14 protein-coding genes are annotated in these 15,448 nt (G+C 73.2%); 12 read left to right on the top strand and 2 right to left on the bottom strand.

The window, feature by feature from the left end:
• Positions 1-207 precede the first annotated feature (207 nt).
• The 4 genes from EDM22_RS14615 to EDM22_RS14630 are packed head-to-tail and all read left to right on the top strand — an operon-like array spanning position 208 to position 2,862.
• Positions 208-639, top strand: coding sequence for a hypothetical protein (locus EDM22_RS14615; protein ID WP_122937823.1), 432 nt, complete (start codon positions 208-210; stop codon positions 637-639).
• Positions 636-881, top strand: a complete 246-nt coding sequence (locus tag EDM22_RS14620; protein ID WP_376917954.1) for a helix-turn-helix transcriptional regulator — start codon at positions 636-638, stop codon at positions 879-881. The genes EDM22_RS14615 and EDM22_RS14620 overlap by 4 nt, the downstream gene beginning before the upstream one ends.
• Entirely contained in the window at positions 878-1,897 is a 1,020-nt protein-coding gene (locus EDM22_RS14625; RefSeq protein ID WP_122937825.1) for an NAD(P)-dependent alcohol dehydrogenase, read from the top strand. The genes EDM22_RS14620 and EDM22_RS14625 overlap by 4 nt, the downstream gene beginning before the upstream one ends.
• The gene (locus tag EDM22_RS14630) at positions 1,894-2,862 is read left to right on the top strand and encodes an NAD(P)-dependent alcohol dehydrogenase (RefSeq protein WP_122937826.1); all 969 of its coding nucleotides are present in this window, start codon (positions 1,894-1,896) and stop codon (positions 2,860-2,862) included. Before EDM22_RS14625 ends, EDM22_RS14630 begins: the two co-directional genes overlap by 4 nt.
• Before the next feature lie 85 nt (positions 2,863-2,947).
• Here the strand turns inward: EDM22_RS14630 and EDM22_RS14635 are convergent, their stop codons facing one another.
• Complete coding sequence (locus tag EDM22_RS14635) at positions 2,948-3,979, bottom strand: YeiH family protein (RefSeq protein ID WP_122937827.1); 1,032 nt, start codon at positions 3,977-3,979, stop codon at positions 2,948-2,950.
• On the bottom strand, positions 3,976-5,757 hold the full coding sequence (locus EDM22_RS14640; protein WP_245989419.1) for a dolichyl-phosphate-mannose--protein mannosyltransferase: 1,782 nt from the start codon (positions 5,755-5,757) through the stop codon (positions 3,976-3,978). The genes EDM22_RS14635 and EDM22_RS14640 overlap by 4 nt, the downstream gene beginning before the upstream one ends.
• 102 nt (positions 5,758-5,859) lie before the next feature.
• Here EDM22_RS14640 and rsmI point away from each other — a divergent pair, with 102 nt between their 5' ends.
• The 8 genes from rsmI to EDM22_RS14680 form a co-directional block, all read left to right on the top strand.
• Positions 5,860-6,711 (top strand): 16S rRNA (cytidine(1402)-2'-O)-methyltransferase, encoded by an 852-nt coding sequence (rsmI, locus tag EDM22_RS14645; RefSeq protein WP_122937835.1) that lies wholly within the window; start codon positions 5,860-5,862, stop codon positions 6,709-6,711.
• An 86-nt stretch (positions 6,712-6,797) separates the two neighbouring features.
• Positions 6,798-7,937 carry an NADP-dependent oxidoreductase gene (locus EDM22_RS14650; RefSeq protein ID WP_122937829.1) on the top strand — a complete coding sequence of 380 codons (1,140 nt, stop codon included), beginning with the start codon at positions 6,798-6,800 and terminating at the stop codon, positions 7,935-7,937.
• A 93-nt stretch (positions 7,938-8,030) separates the two neighbouring features.
• Complete coding sequence (locus tag EDM22_RS14655) at positions 8,031-9,134, top strand: NADP-dependent oxidoreductase (RefSeq protein WP_122937830.1); 1,104 nt, start codon at positions 8,031-8,033, stop codon at positions 9,132-9,134.
• Positions 9,135-9,250: 116 nt separating this feature from the next.
• Positions 9,251-10,810: a methionine--tRNA ligase gene (gene metG / locus EDM22_RS14660; RefSeq protein ID WP_122937831.1), complete on the top strand. Its 1,560-nt coding sequence runs from the start codon at positions 9,251-9,253 to the stop codon at positions 10,808-10,810.
• Entirely contained in the window at positions 10,807-11,724 is a 918-nt protein-coding gene (locus tag EDM22_RS14665; protein WP_122937832.1) for a TatD family hydrolase, read from the top strand. The genes metG and EDM22_RS14665 overlap by 4 nt, the downstream gene beginning before the upstream one ends.
• 67 nt (positions 11,725-11,791) lie before the next feature.
• Complete coding sequence (rsmA, locus tag EDM22_RS14670) at positions 11,792-12,670, top strand: 16S rRNA (adenine(1518)-N(6)/adenine(1519)-N(6))-dimethyltransferase RsmA (protein ID WP_122937836.1); 879 nt, start codon at positions 11,792-11,794, stop codon at positions 12,668-12,670.
• A gap of 36 nt (positions 12,671-12,706) precedes the next feature.
• The gene (locus EDM22_RS14675; RefSeq protein ID WP_122937833.1) at positions 12,707-13,651 is read left to right on the top strand and encodes a 4-(cytidine 5'-diphospho)-2-C-methyl-D-erythritol kinase; all 945 of its coding nucleotides are present in this window, start codon (positions 12,707-12,709) and stop codon (positions 13,649-13,651) included.
• 61 nt (positions 13,652-13,712) lie between these two features.
• A partial coding sequence (locus EDM22_RS14680; protein ID WP_138708101.1) for an ABC-F family ATP-binding cassette domain-containing protein occupies positions 13,713-15,448 on the top strand: 1,736 nt, incomplete at its 3' end.

A 15,448-nucleotide genomic window follows, 5' to 3' on the forward strand; every position in this document is an offset into this window, starting at 1 on the left:
CTGCCGGGCCCGAGATCGGCCGCACCGCGGCATCCGCCTGTCAAGCGCATCTGACTCAAGGTAAACAATACTTGACATGAAGTAGGCAGAGCTTTACATTGTTCATGTCAAGGTTTCTTTACACGCCGGGTGCCGCCGAGGTGCTCGAGCAGATCGGGGCCGAGCAGGCCGGAGCCGGCCCCGGCCGGCCAGAACAGGGGAGTGCAGATGTCGTACGAAGAGAAGGGCACGTGGATCCTCCTCACGATCGCGGTGGGCGGATACGTGGTGTACCTGTTCCTCGTGCTGCCGCAGCTGCTGGCCGGCACGCCGGTCGAGGAGGTCGACTGGGTGACGCCGATGCTCTGGACGATCGGCGGCGCGATCGTCGCCGGCATCGTCGGGCGCATCCTCGTCGAGATCGTCTCGCCGAGCGAGAGCACCCGCGGCGACGTCCGCGACAAGGAGATCGACCGCCTCGGGGAGCGGGTCGGCGGCTCGTTCGTCGTGATCGGCGGCGTGGGCGCCCTCATCCTCGCGATGCTCGACGTCGACACCTTCTGGATCGCGAACGCCCTCTACCTCGGGTTCGTGCTCTCGGGCGTGCTGTCGGGCGTGACGAAGCTCATCGCCTACCGCCGGGGGGTGCCCGCGTGGTGAAGCCGCCGACGCGCGTGACGAACGACATCCGCTCGCTGCGCTTCCGCCACGACGAGATGACGCAGGCCGAGCTCGCGAAGCGCCTCGGGGTCACCCGCCAGACCGTCATCGCGATCGAGCAGGGGCGCTACTCGCCGTCGCTCGAGATGGCCTTCCAGATCGCGCGGGTCTTCGGGGTCCCGCTCGACGATGTCTTCCAGTACCCCGACGCCGCATCAGACCAGCAGGGAGCAGCATCATGAGAGTCGCAGCATACGAACGGTACGGGCCGCCCGAGGTCGCGGCCGTGGCCGAACGCCCCGACCCGGTGCCGGGCGCGGGGGAGGTGCGCGTTCGTGTGCACGCCGCGTCGGTGGGGGCCGCCGACGGCGCCGGCCGCTCGGGCACCCCGTGGTTCGCGCGCCTCGCCTTCGGGCTCCGCGCGCCGCGGCAGCAGGTGCTCGGCTCGGACTTCGCGGGCATCGTCGACGCGGTCGGCCCGGGCGTCACGCGCTTCGCCGCAGGCGACCGCGTGTTCGGCGCGACGGGCGCCGCGGCCGGCGCCCACGCCGAACTGGTCGTCGTCGCCGAGTCGGGCGCCATCGCTCCCCTCCCCGACGAGGTGCCCATGGCGGATGCCGCGGCGCTCTGCGACGGCGGCCTCACCGCGTTGCCCTTCCTCCGTGACGGTGCCGGCATCCGCCCGGGCATGCGCGTGCTCGTGAACGGCGCCTCGGGAAGCGTCGGCGCCGCCGCCGTGCAGCTCGCGAAGCACTTCGGCGCCGAGGTCACCGCCACCTGCGGCCCGGCGCACGTCGAGCTCGTGCGCGGGCTCGGCGCCGACCGCGTGATCGACCGCACCCGCGAGGATTTCGCGACGGGCCACGACGAGTTCGACGTCGTGTTCGACGCGGTCGGCAAGAGTACGTTCCGGCGCTCCCGCCGAGTGCTCGCGCACGGCGGCACCTACCTCACGACCGTGCCGTCGTTCGCGATCCTGCTCCAGCAGCTCACGTCCCGATTCGGCAGCCGCCGCGCGGTGATCATGTTCACGGGCCTGCGCAAGGACGCCGACAAGGCGCCCGACCTCGAGGTCCTGGCCGCGCTCGCCGGGGCGGGCGGCCTCCGGCCGCCGATCGAGCGCATCGTGCCGCTGGAGGACATCGCGGAGGGATATCGGCTCGTCGACTCCGGACACAAGGCCGGGAGCGTCATCGTGACGCCGGCCGGCCGCGCGCCCGCGGTCGCCTCCGACGACCCGACGGAGGCGGCAGCATGAGGGCCATCGTGCGCGACCGCTTCGGCGGCCCCGAGGAGCTGCGCCTCGACGAGGTCGAGGAGCCGACGCCCGGCGACGAGGACGTCGTGATCCGCGTGCACGCCTCCTCGGTGAACAGCGCCGACCTGCGCATCCTGCGGGCCGACCCGTCGATCTCGCGGCTGGCGTTCGGGCTGCGCCGGCCGCGGCACCGCGTGCTCGGGCGGGATGTCGCGGGCGTCGTGGCCTCCGTGGGGGCGAAGGTCACCCGGCTCCGGCCGGGCGACCGGGTGTGCTGCGAGGCCGACGACGGCGCGTACGCCGAGTTCGTGCGGGTGCCCGAGCAGTTCGTCGCGGCCATCCCCGAGGCGCTGTCGTTCGAGCAGGCGGCGACCATTCCGCTCGCCGGCGGCACGGCACTGCAGGCCGTGCGCGCGGCGGGGCCGATCGGGGTGGGCACCTCCGTGCTCGTCACGGGCGCGTCGGGCAACGTGGGGCTGTTCGCGGTGCAGTTCGCCGCGGCATCCGGCGCGGAGGTCACGGCCGTGTGCTCGGGCGCGAAGGCCGACCTTGTTCGGCAGGCGGGGGCCGGCCACGTGATCGACTACCGCACCCAGGACGTCACGGCGCAGGCCGAGCGCTACGACGTCGTCATCGACATCGCGGGCGACCGCCCGTGGTCGCAGTTGCGGCGGGTGCTCGCGCCCAAGGGCACGCTCGTGCTCGTGTCGGGCGGCGGCGGGCCGGTGCTCGGTCCGCTGCCCAACATCGCGGGAGCGCTGGTCGCGTCGCCGTTCGTGTCGCAGCGGCTCGTCTCGGTCGCGGCCGTGCGCCGCCGCGAGGACGTCGAGCGGATCGCCGCGATGGTCGCCGCCGGCGAAGTGACGCCCGTCATCGACCGCGTCGTCCCGCTCGACCAGGTGCCCGAGGCGTTCCGGCTTCTCGGGGCGGGCGAGGCCCGCGGCAAGCTCGTCATCGCGGTGTGAGGGAACCGGGAGTCCGGCGCTCCCGGAGCCCGGCGTGCCCGGCGTGGCCGGTCTCCCGGCGGGCCCGCCCGGGCACGCCCGCCGCTCAGCCGAGCAGCACCGCGCCGCACGCGAGCGCCGCGACGAGCACCCACGAGGTGAGCCCCACGACGAGCGCGCGCCATCCCGTGCGGACGAGCTCCGCCACGCGGATCGACGCGCCGAGCGCGAACAGGGCCATCGCGAGCAACGTCGTCTGCACGAGGTCCGCGCCTGTGAGCAGCCACTCGGGCAGGGGCACGAACGTGCGCAGCAGCACCGCCGCGAGAAAGCCCACGACGAACAGCGGAACGATCGCCGGGTGCGGCCCTGCGGCATCCGTCGCCCGCCGCCGTTCGACCGACGCCGCGATCGCGACCATCGGCGCGAGCAGGAGCACCCGGGTCAGCTTCACGACCACCGCGACCGCGAGCGCCGACGTGCCCGCCACCTGCGCCGTCGCGACGACCTGGCCGACGTCGTGCACCCCCGCGCCCACCCAGTGCCCGAACTGCGGAGCGGTCAGTCCGAGCGGATGCCACAGCGCGGGCAGCACCGCGATCGCGAGCGTGCCGCACAGCGTCACGAGGGCCACCGGCGTCGCCTGCTCGTCGTCGCGCGCGCGCACGGCGGCCCCCATCGCCCCGATCGCCGAGGCGCCGCAGATCGCGAACCCGCTCGCCACGAGCACGGGCTCGTGCCCCGGCAGCCCGAGCGCCCGACCGAGCCCCAGCGTTCCCGCGAACGTGAGCACGACCACGAGCACGGTGGTGGCGATCGTGATCCACCCGAGCCCGGCGATGTCGAGGAGGCTGAGCTTCAGGCCGAGCAGCACGATGCCTGCGCGCAGCAGCGTGCGGGCCGAGAACGCGAGCCCCGGCGCGAGCGTGCCCTCGAGGCGGTCGCGCACCGGCCGCAGCTGGGCGACCACGATGCCGAGGGCGACGGCGGCCGTGAGCAGCGGCACGGCGGGCACCGCGAGGTGCACGAGCCAGGCGACGAGGGCTGCGGATGCCGCGACGGCGAGCCCGGGGACGCGCCCGGCGGTGCGCCCGCTCGCGGGGTCGGGCGCCGAGCCGGGCGCCGGTCCGTCCGTCATCCCCAGCCCGGCAGCCAGAAGTGCAGCTGGCGGAACTCGGGCGTGACGGGGATGGCCGACCAGAGGGGGTAGTAGAACACGCTGACCGCGACCACGGCGACGAGGTACACGCCGACCACTCCGAGCCCGCGCTTGCGCCGCCACGTGGCGTCGGTGGGCCTGCCGAGGATCAGCGTGATCACGAACGCGAGCGCGAGCAGCAGGTAGGGCTCGAACACGATCGAGTAGAACTGGAACACCGTGCGGTTCAGGTACATGAGCCACGGCAGGTAGCCGGCGGCGACGCCGAGCAGGATGACGCCGACCTGCCACTCGCGGTAGCGGACGAGGCGGTAGACGAGGTACCCGGTCGCGATCGTCGCCGCCCACCACACGAGCGGGTTGGCGATCTCCATGATCGAGGACCAGCACGTCGTGGCGCCGCATCCGCCCGACCCGTCGTCGGTCGCGAGGAAGTACATGTTCGTGGGCCGGATCATGAACAGCCACGTCAGCGGGTTCGCCTGCCACGGGTGCGGCGTCTGCACGCCCACGTGGTAGCCGTACGCAGCCTGGTGGTAGTGCCACAGGCTCTGGAGCGAGTGGGGCACCCAGGCGAACAGCCCGGTCGCTGCATGGTCGGCCTCGTCGGCCCAGTGCCGGTAGTAGCCCCCGTCGGTGACGAGCCAGCCGGTCCAGGAGGCGAGGTACACGGCCACGGCGATCGGCACGAAGAGCAGGAACGTGATCGGCGCCTGCTTGAGCACGGCGCCGGTCGCCCAGAAGTGCACGCCGGTGCGCCGCCGGGCGAGGGCGTCGACGACCACGAGGTAGATGCCCACCGCCGCGATGAAGTACAGGCCCGACCACTTCACGGCCGTCGCGGCCCCGAACGCCAGGCCCGCAGCCACGACCCAGGGCCGCGCCCAGATCGCGGGCCCGAGGTGCGGCTCCTCGCCGGCCGCGAGGCCCGCATCCACGCGCGCCTCGAGGAGCCGTGCGGTGCGCGCGCGGTCGAGCAGCACGAACCAGAACCCGAGCAGGCAGAAGAGCATGAGCCAGTTGTCGAGGATCGCGACCCGGCTCATGACGATCGCGTTGCCGTCGACCGCGAAGAGCAGTCCGGCGATCACGGCGACGAGCGTCGAGGCGAACAGGCGCCGCGCGACGAGGGTGAGCACGAAGACCGCGATCGTGCCGGCGAGCGCCGTCGTCGCCCGCCACCAGAACGCGTTGTCGGCGCCGAACGCGAGCATGCCGAGCGAGATCATCCACTTGCCGAGCGGCGGATGCACCACGTACTCGGGGTCCGCCAGGAAGATGTCGGTGTCGCCCGCCTCGAACGCGGGATTGGGATCGTCGGGCCAGGCGGACTCGTACCCGTGATGCAGGAGCGTCCAGGCGTCCTTCACGTAGTACGTCTCGTCGAACACGAGCGCGTGCGGATTCCCCAGGTTCCAGAACCGCAGCACCGCCGCGAGCAGGGTGACGAGGATCGGCCCGCCCCAGTACCACAGGGCCCGCCGCCGGGGCGTCGAGACGAGGCCCGACCACCAGCGGTCGAGGCCGGTGCCGCGGGGTTCCTCGCGGTGCGTCGCGGCGGCGTCTGCGGCGGCGACGTCTGCAGCGGCGACGTCGGAATCGGGGTCGGCGTCGCTCGCACCGGCCTCGGCGTCGCCGTTGGCGTCGGCGTCCGGGGCGTCGTCATCGCGCGACATCGCGGGATGCGCCTCCAGGTGGACCCTGCCCGGATCCCCGGCAGCGTCCGGCGCGTCCGCGTCGACCCGCTGCTCACTCATGCGCCCCACTGTAGCCGCGGGTCGGTGGGCGGATGCCGCGCCGCCGCGGCATCCGTCGGCCACTGCGCCCGCGGCAACGTGCGCGTGCGCGAGACTGGACCGGTGATCATCCTCGCCGCGACACCCATCGGCAACCTCGGCGACGCCTCGGCGCGGCTCCGGAAGGCCCTCGACGAGGCCCAGGTCGTCGCCGCCGAGGACACTCGCGTCACCCAGCGACTGCTCGCGGGCCTGGGCATCGCGAACCGACCGCGACTCATCGCGCTGCACGAGCACAACGAGCGGGCCCGCGCGGCCGACCTCGTCGAACTCGCGCGCGACGCCGACGTGCTCGTGCTGAGCGACGCCGGCATGCCCACCGTGTCGGACCCGGGGTTCCCCCTCGTCGCGGCCGCCGTCGCCGCGGGCGTCGAGGTCACCGTCATCCCCGGACCCAGCGCCGTGCTCACCGCGCTCGCCGTGTCGGGGCTGCCGACCGACCGGTTCGCCTTCGAGGGGTTCCTGCCGCGCAAGGCCGGCGACCGCGGGCGCCGGCTCGCCGAGCTCGCGGGCGACCGGCGCACGCTCGTCTTCTTCGAGGGACCGTCGCGCCTCGCCGTGAGCCTCGCCGCGATGGCCGAGGCCTTCGGCCCCGATCGCCCCGCCGCCGTCTGCCGCGAGCTCACGAAGCTCCACGAGGAGGTACGCCGCGGCGGTCTCGCCGAGCTCGCGGAGTGGGCGGAGCAGGGCGTGCGTGGCGAGATCTGCGTCGTCGTGGGTGGGGCCGCCGAGCAGCAGGCCGACGAGGGCGGGGCGCTCGAGCGCGTGCTCGGGCTCGCGGCATCCGGCACGCGATTGAAGGATGCCGCGACGCTCGTCGCCGCCGAGACGGGCCTGGGGCGTCGCGACCTGTACGAGGCGGCGCTCGCCGCGCGCACCGCGCCCAAGGCTCCCGCAACTCCCTCGACCCACTGAGCGCGCTCCCCGCCGCCACCCCCCCTCGCGTTTCCCCAAACGGGAGAGGAGAATCGGAGTACCCCACGAACAGGGGGAGGTGCGACATGCCACACGCAGTCAGGTACACCAGGTTCGGTGGCCCCGAGGTGCTCGAGGTCGGCGACATCGCGATGCCCGAGCCGGGTGCGGGCGAGGTGCTCGTCGAGGTCTTCGCGACGGGCCTGAACCCCGCCGAGAGCTCGATGCGGCGCGGCGACCATCCCGAGCGCTGGCCGGTCGAACTGCCGGCGGCGCAGGGCCGCGACCTCGCCGGCGTGGTGGTGGCCACCGGCCCCGGGGTCTTCGGCTTCTCGAAGGGCGACGAGGTCATGGGCTATTCCGATCGCGGCGCCCAGGCCACGCACGTCGTGGTACCCGAGGGCCACCTGCTCGCGAAGCCGCCGGCCATCACGTGGGAGGTGGCGGGCTCGCTCTACACCGCCGGCACGATCGCGTGGTCCGCGGTCGAGGGGCTCGCCCTCGCGTCCGACGACACGATCGTCGTCACCGCGGCGGCCGGGGGCGTCGGATGCCTCGCCGCGCAGTTCGCCCGCATGCGCGGGGCGACCGTGGTGGGCACGAGCGTCGAGACGCGCTTCGACTTCCTGGCGCAGTTCGGCGTGATCCCCACCGGGTACGGCCCGGGCCTCGCGGACCGGGTGCGCGCACTCGTGCCCGGGCCGGTGACCGCGTTCCTCGACTTCCTCGGCGGCCAGGCGGCCGAGGCGCTCGCGCTCGGCGTGGCGCCGTCGCGCATCACCACGGTGCTGGACTGGGACGCCGTCGACGAGCACGGCGTGCGCACGGCGGAGCCCGGCGACCTCGTCGCCCTCGGCAGGGTGGCCGCGCTCGTCGCCGCTCACCGCGTGCGCCTGCCCATCGCCGACGTGTTCCCGGTCGATCGGGTCGCCGACGCGTATCGGGCCCTCGACCGGCGCGACGCGCCCGGCAAGATCGTGCTCGGCTTCCGGGTCGTCGGGTACCCGGGCGAGCGCGCGCACGAGCCCGAGCTCAAGGAGCAGGACGTGACGCTCGGCGTGCTCACGCCCCACGACCACATCGACGTCGAGGAGGACGTGCCGCACGCGATCGGCGACGGCAGCGTTCGCCGCCGGCACCGCGAGGAGCGCGAGCGGGCCGCGGACGCGGCCGCCGCGGCGGCGACGGCGGCGGCGGCCCAGGAGTCGCCGCCGCCGGCCAAGTAGATAGACACGCATAGAAATCACAGGTTCCTCCCACCTGACTCCCACTGGCCGCGCGCAGGATGACCCCACACGACGAGGTGCGGGGGAGCGATCATGGCGCAGGCAGTGCGATTCACGGCATTCGGCGGTCCCGAGGTGCTCGAGGTGACCGACATCCCGATACCGGAGCCCGGCGAGGGAGAAGTGCTCGTGGAGGTGTTCGCGGCGGGCATCTCGCCCGTCGAGAGCGCCGTGCGCGGCGGCTCGAACGCCGACCGCTGGCCCGTCGAGTTCCCGTCGGGCCAGGGCCGCGAGTTCGCGGGAGTCGTCGTGCGATCGGGGCCGGGCGCGACCCGATTCCGTCCGGGTGCCGAGGTGATGGGGTACATCGCCCGCGGCGCGCAGGCCACGCATGTCGTCGTCCCCGAGGGGCAGCTCATGGCGAAGCCCGCGAGCCTCTCGTGGGAGGTCGCGGGCTCGCTCTACGTCGCGGGCACGACGGCCTGGACCGCCGTCGAGGGCCTCACCCTGGGCCCCGGCGACACGATCGTGATCACCGCGGCAGCGGGCGGTATCGGATGCCTCGCCGCGCAGTTCGCCCGGGCGCGCGGCGCCACCGTGATCGGCACGACCACGGAGGCCCGATTCGACTTCCTGCGGCAGTTCGGCGTCATTCCGCTCGCGTACGGACCGGGACTCGCCGACCGGGTGCGCGCGATCACCACGGAGCCCGTCAGGGGGTTCCTCGACTTCCTCGGCGGGGAGGCCGACGAGGCGACCGCGCTCGGCGTGCCCGCGTCGCGGGTCTACACGACCACCGACTGGGAGGCGGTCGAGGATCGGGAGGCGGTCAAGCTCTACCCGGGCGACCTCGTCGCCCTCGGCAGGGTCGCGCAGCTCGTCGCCGAGCGCCAGGTGCTCCTGCCGATCGCCGACGTCTACTCGCTCGCCGAGGTCGCCGACGCCTACCGGGTGCTCGACCAGCGCGACTCCGCGGGCAAGATCGTGCTCGGCATGAAGATGGTCGAGTACAAGGGCCAGAAGGTCAAGCCGTCGCGCATCAAGCAGCAGGATGTGACGCTCGGCGTGCCGACGCCGCACGACCGCATCGAGGTCGAGCCGATGGTCCCTCCCGTCATCGGCGACGGACGGGCTCGACTGCTGCGCACCGGGTCGATCCCGACGGTCGAGGAGCCCACGCCGGCGCCGGTGCGCTGAGCCGCCCCGGCGTGGCGCGCAGCGGAGTCGCGGCGCGGGGAGGGCCCGTCCGCAGGCGTCGGCGACGGCGTCGGCGTCGGCGTCGCACGCATCCGCTCGCCCGTAGGATTGTCGGCATGGCCGACGCCTCCTCGTTCTACATCACCACGCCCATCTTCTACGTCAACGACGTGCCCCACATCGGTCACGCCTACACCGAGGTGGCGGCCGACGTGCTCGCCCGGTGGAACCGGCAGGCCGGGCGCGACACGTGGATGCTGACGGGCACCGACGAGCACGGCCAAAAGATCCTCCGCACGGCCACCGCCAACGGCGTGACGCCGAAGGAGTGGGCCGACAAGCTCGTCACCGACGCGTGGAAGCCGCTGCTCGAGACGGTCGACATCGCGAACGACGACTTCATCCGCACGACCGAGGAACGGCACGAGGTCAACGTGCAGAAGTTCCTGCAGAAGCTCTACGACGACGGCCATGTCTACACGGGCGAGTACGAGGGCTACTACTGCGTCGGCTGCGAGGAGTACAAGCAGCAGTCCGAGCTGGTCGACGGCACCGGCGAGTACGAGGGGCAGCCCGTCTGCGCGATCCACTCCAAGCCCGTCGAGCTCCTCCACGAGAAGAACTACTTCTTCCGCATGTCGGCCTTCCAGGAGAAGCTGCTCGCCCTCTACGAGGAGCGCCCCGACTTCGTGCAGCCCGAGTCGGCTCGCAACGAGGTCCTGAGCTTCGTCCGCCAGGGCCTCGCCGACCTCTCGATCTCGCGGTCGACGTTCGACTGGGGCGTCAAGGTCCCGTGGGACGAGTCGCATGTCGTCTACGTGTGGTTCGACGCGCTGCTCAACTACATCACCGCCGTCGGCTACGGACAGGACGACGAGGAGTTCGCGCGCCGCTGGCCGGCGCAGCACCTCGTCGGCAAGGACATCCTGCGCTTCCACGCGGTGATCTGGCCGGCCATGCTCATGGCCGCCGGGCTCGAGGTGCCCACGGGCGTCTTCGGCCACGGCTGGCTCCTCGTCGGCGGCGAGAAGATGTCGAAGTCCAAGCTCACGGGCATCGCCCCGTCGCAGATCACCGACACGTTCGGCTCCGACGCGTTCCGCTTCTACTTCCTCTCCGCGATCCACTTCGGGCAGGACGGCTCGTTCTCGTGGGAGGACCTGTCGGCGCGCTACCAGGCGGAGCTCGCGAACGGCTTCGGCAACCTCGCCTCCCGGGTGATCGCCATGATCACCCGGTACTGCGAGGGCGAGGTGCCCGCGGGCGGCGAGCCGAGCGCGGCCGACCGCGAGATCGCGCAGATCGAGCGCGAGGCGACGGATGCCGCGTGGGCGGCCATCGAGCGCCTGCAGATCCACGAGGCCATCGCGGCCGCGTGGAAGCTCGTCGACGCGCTCAACGGCTACATCACCGCCGAGGAGCCCTGGGCCCTCGCGAAGGACTCCGGCAAGCGCGACCGCCTCGAGACCGTGCTCGCCACGGCGTACCACGGACTGGGCACGCTCGCCGTGCTGCTCTCGCCGGTGCTGCCGAAGGCGACCGCGAAGCTCTGGATCGCGCTCGGCGCCGACGGCACCGTGCAGGAGCAGCGCATCGACCGCGCGTACGAGTGGGCCACGGGCTCGCACGTCGCGGCGCTCGAGCCGCTGTTCCCGCGTGTGGAAGTGTCCGAGTGACGGCTGGGTCCCACCACCTCCGCACCCGATCCGACGGCGGCCGGGCCGTCGAGTACCCGGCGCTGCCCGAGCCGCTGCCCGTGGCGGTGTACGACAACCACACGCACCTCGAGATCGCCGACGGCGCCCTGCCGCTCGACGTGCACGAACACCTCGAGCGCGCGGCATCCGTGGGCGTCGCCGGCGCGGTGCAGGTGGGCACGGATGTCGCGACGAGCCGCTGGTCGGCCGAGGTCGCCGCGCGCGAGCCGCGCCTGCTGGCCGCCGTCGCGCTGCACCCGAACGAGGCGCCCGAGCTCGAGGAGGCGGGCACGCTCGACGAGGCGCTCGCCGCGATCGACGAGCTCGCCGCCCTGCCGCGGGTGCGCGCCGTCGGCGAGACCGGGCTCGACTTCTTCCGCACGGGCGACGACGGGCGCGACGCGCAGTTCCGCTCGTTCGAGGCGCACATCGGGATCGCGAAGCGGCACGGGGTGGCGCTGCAGATCCACGACCGCGATGCGCACGACGAGGTCGTCGCGACCCTGCGGCGGGTGGGCGCGCCCGAGCGCACGGTGTTCCACTGCTTCTCGGGCGGCGAGGAGCTCGCCCGGCTCGCGGCATCCGAGGGCTGGTACTGCTCGTTCGCGGGCAATGTGACGTTCAAGAACGCGGGGAACCTGCGTGAGGCGCTGCGCGTGCTGCCGCTCGACCGCATCCTCGTCGAGACCGACGCCCCGTACCTCACGCCGGTTCCCCTTCGCGGGCGCCCCAACGCGCCCTACCTCGTGCCGCACACGGTGCGCTTCATGGCGGCCGAGCTGGGGGCCGACCTCGCGGAGTTCTGCGGGCAGCTGGCAGCCAACACCGAGCGGGTGTACGGCTCGTGGCGCGAGGGGCTCGCGGCATCCGACGAGCTGCCGGGTTCTGCGTGACCCGGCGCGCCGTGTCGTGGGCGGATGCCGCGTGCACCACGATCGAGACCGTGCGGGGGACTCGGGCGTGAACGCGCATCGCCATCAGGCCGACGGCGGCGAGGCGTCGCCGCGGCTGCTCGGGCCCGCCGAGATCCGCGACCTCGCGGAGCTGCTCGACGTGACGCCCACGAAGAAGCTCGGCCAGAACTTCGTGCACGACGGCAACACCGTGCGGCGCATCGTGCAGACCGCGGGCGTGCAGCGCGGCGAGACCGTGCTCGAGATCGGGCCGGGTCTCGGCTCCCTCACGCTCGGGCTGCTCGAGGCGGGCGCCGACGTGATCGCCGTCGAGATCGACGGGCGGCTCGCGGCGCAGCTGCCGCACACCGTGACGATCATGCAGCCGGGCACCCGGCTCACGGTCGTGCACGACGACGCGCTGCGGGTCACCGAGCTGCCGGGCGACCCGGTGCGGCTCGTCGCGAACCTCCCGTACAACGTCTCGGTGCCAGTGCTGCTGCACCTGCTCGAGCACTTCCCGTCGCTGCACTCGGGCATCGTGATGGTGCAGGCGGAGGTGGGGCACCGGCTCGCCGCCGGACCAGGATCGAAGGTGTACGGCGGCCCGAGCGTGAAGGCCGCGTGGTACGGCTCGTGGCGCATCGCCGGCCAGGTCTCGCGCATGGTCTTCTGGCCGGTGCCCAACGTGGACTCGGTGCTCGTCGGCTTCGAGCGCGGCGAGCAGCCCGGCACCGAAGACGAACGCCGCGCGACCTTCGCGATCGTCGACGCGGCGTTCCAGCAGCGGCGCAAGATGCTGCGCCAGTCGTTGTCGCAGCTGCTCGGCGGCACGTCGGCGTCGGCCGCCGGGGTGCTCGAGCGGGCCGGGGTCGACCCGCAGTCGCGCGGCGAGGAGCTGGGGGTCGCGGAGTTCCTCGCGATCGCGCGCGCCGCGGCGGCCTGATCCGGTTCGGCGATCACCCTGGGATAGCGTGGAGGCATGACGGTCTGGGCGAACGACGTGGCGGTGCACGCCAGGGCGCCCGGCAAGATCAACCTCTTCATGCGCGTCGGCGCGCTCGAGGCCGACGGCTACCACGACGTCGCCACCGCCTACCAGGCGGTCTCGCTGTACGAGGACGTGCTCGCGTGGCACGACGACGAGTTCAGCGTCGCGTTCAACGGCTCGATCGACACCTCGGGCCTGCCGACGGATGCCTCGAACCTCGCGATCCGCGCGGCGAAGCTGCTCGCCCGCCATGCCGGCGTGCCCGGCGGCGTGCGCCTCGAGATCGAGAAGCACGTGCCCATCGCCGGCGGCATGGGCGGCGGGTCGGCGGATGCCGCGGCCACCCTCATCGCCTGCGACGCGCTGTGGGGCACCGCGCTCCCCAAGGAGGAGCTGCACATGCTCGCCGCGTCGCTGGGCGCCGACGTGCCGTTCGCGCTCTCGGGCGGCACCGCGATCGGCACCGGGCGCGGCGACCGGCTGAGCCCGGCGCTCGCGACGGGCTCGTTCCACTGGGTGCTCGCGGTGGCCGAGTTCGGCCTCTCGACGCCCGGGGTGTACCGCGAGCTCGACCGGCGGCGTTCGGCGGGAGTGGATCCGACGTGGCATCCGGGTGCCGCTGCAGAACCGCCCGCCGTCGACGCCGAGGTGCTGCACGCCCTGCGAGCGGGTGACAGCCGTCGCCTCGCCGCCGCCCTGCACAACGACCTGCAGGCCGCCGCGCTCTCGCTGGCGCCGGGGCTCGCCGGCATCCTCGAGCTCGGCGAGTCGAACGGCGCCCTGGCGGGGCTCGTGTCGGGCTCCGGCCCCACCGTCGCGTTCCTCGTCGACGACGCCGACTCGGCGATCGAGCTGCAGGTGGCGCTCTCGGCGTCGCGGCTCACCGCGGTGCACGTGCACGGCCCCGTGCACGGCGCCCGCGTGCTGCATCCCTGAGGGGAAAGCCCAGGGGCCGGGAGCGTCACGCGCCGGCCCCGCCGGTAGGGTGGAGGCCGACATGGCACACCTCCTCGGCGCCGAGCGCCTGCACCTCGAGTTCCCGACGCGCACCGTCTTCGACGAGGTCACCCTCGGGCTCGATGAGGGCGACCGGGTCGGCATCGTCGGACGCAACGGCGACGGCAAGTCCACGCTGCTGAAGCTGCTGTCCGGCCGGCTCGAGCCCGACGGCGGACGCGTCACGGTGCGCCGCGGCATCCGGATCGGCATGCTCGACCAGGCCGACGTCGTGGACCCGGGCAAGACCGTCGCAGAGTCGGTCGTGGGCGGCATCGAGGAGCACGTCTGGGCGGGCGACCCGAAGGTGCGCGACGTCATCGGCGGCCTGCTCGGCGACGTGCCGTGGCATGCGCAGGTCGCGAGCCTCTCGGGGGGTCAGCGGCGGCGTGTGGGCCTCGCCTCGATCCTCGTCGGCGACTGGGACGTCGTCTTCCTCGACGAGCCCACGAACCACCTCGACGTCGAGGGCATCGCGTGGCTCGCCCGGCACCTGAAGGGCCGGTGGTCGCAGGATGCCGGCGCGCTCGTGGTCGTGACGCACGACCGGTGGTTCCTCGACGAGGTGTGCACCGACACGTGGGAGGTCCACGACGGGATCGTCGAGCCCTTCGAGGGCGGATACGCCGCCTACGTGCTCCAGCGCGTGGAGCGCGACCGCATGGCGGCGGCATCGGAATCGAAGCGGCAGAACCTCATGCGCAAGGAGCTCGCGTGGCTGCGCCGCGGCGCCCCCGCCCGCACCTCGAAGCCGAAGTTCCGCATCGACGCGGCGAACGAGCTCATCGCCAACGAGCCGCCGGTGCGCAACCCGGTCGAGCTCAATCGGCTCGCGGTGTCGCGGCTCGGCAAGGACGTCGTCGACCTGCTCGACGTGTCGGTCGAGTATCCCGTCCGCGAGAGCGAGGCGGTGGCGGATGCCGCGGCGAGCGTCGCCGCGGGCGCCTCCGACGTCGCCGGCGGTGCGGCGTCGGGTGCCCCCGCGACCCGCACCGTGCTGCACGGGATCGAGTGGCGCATCGCCCCGGGGGAGCGCACCGGCATCCTCGGCGTCAACGGGGCGGGCAAGTCGACCCTGCTCGGCCTCGTCACGGGCGCCGTGCAGCCCACGACCGGGCGGGTGAAGCGCGGCAAGACCGTGAGGATCGCGACCCTCAGCCAGGAGCTCGCCGAGCTCGCCGAATACGCCGAGCAGCGCGTGAGCGCGGTGGTCGCCGAGCAGCGCACGAGCTACCAGGTGGGCGACAAGGAGATGACCCCAGGGCAGCTCCTCGAACGGCTCGGCTTCACGAACGCGCAGCTCTCCACCCCCGTCAAGAACCTCTCGGGTGGCCAGAAGCGGCGGCTGCAGCTGCTGCTCATCCTGCTGAGCGAGCCGAACGTGCTCATCCTCGACGAGCCCACGAACGACCTCGACACCGACATGCTCGCCGCGATCGAGGACCTGCTCGACTCCTGGCCGGGAACGCTCCTCGTCGTGAGCCACGACCGCTACCTCATCGAGCGCGTCACCGACCGGCAGTTCGCGATCCTCGACGGACACCTGCGCGACCTGCCGCGCGGCGTCGACCAGTACCTCGAGCTGCGCAAGCAGGCGACGGATGCCGCGGGCGGTGCAGGTCCGGCCGATGCAGGCCGCCCGACGGCGTCGAACGCGGCGCAGGCGGCAGCGGCGGGCGCCAGCGCCGGCGGGGGAGCAGGCGCGGGCGCCAGCGGGGGCGCCGTCGCGGGGTCGAA

It is taken from the genome of Agromyces tardus (assembly GCF_003710805.1).
In the GTDB taxonomy this organism is placed as follows: domain Bacteria; phylum Actinomycetota; class Actinomycetes; order Actinomycetales; family Microbacteriaceae; genus Agromyces; species Agromyces tardus.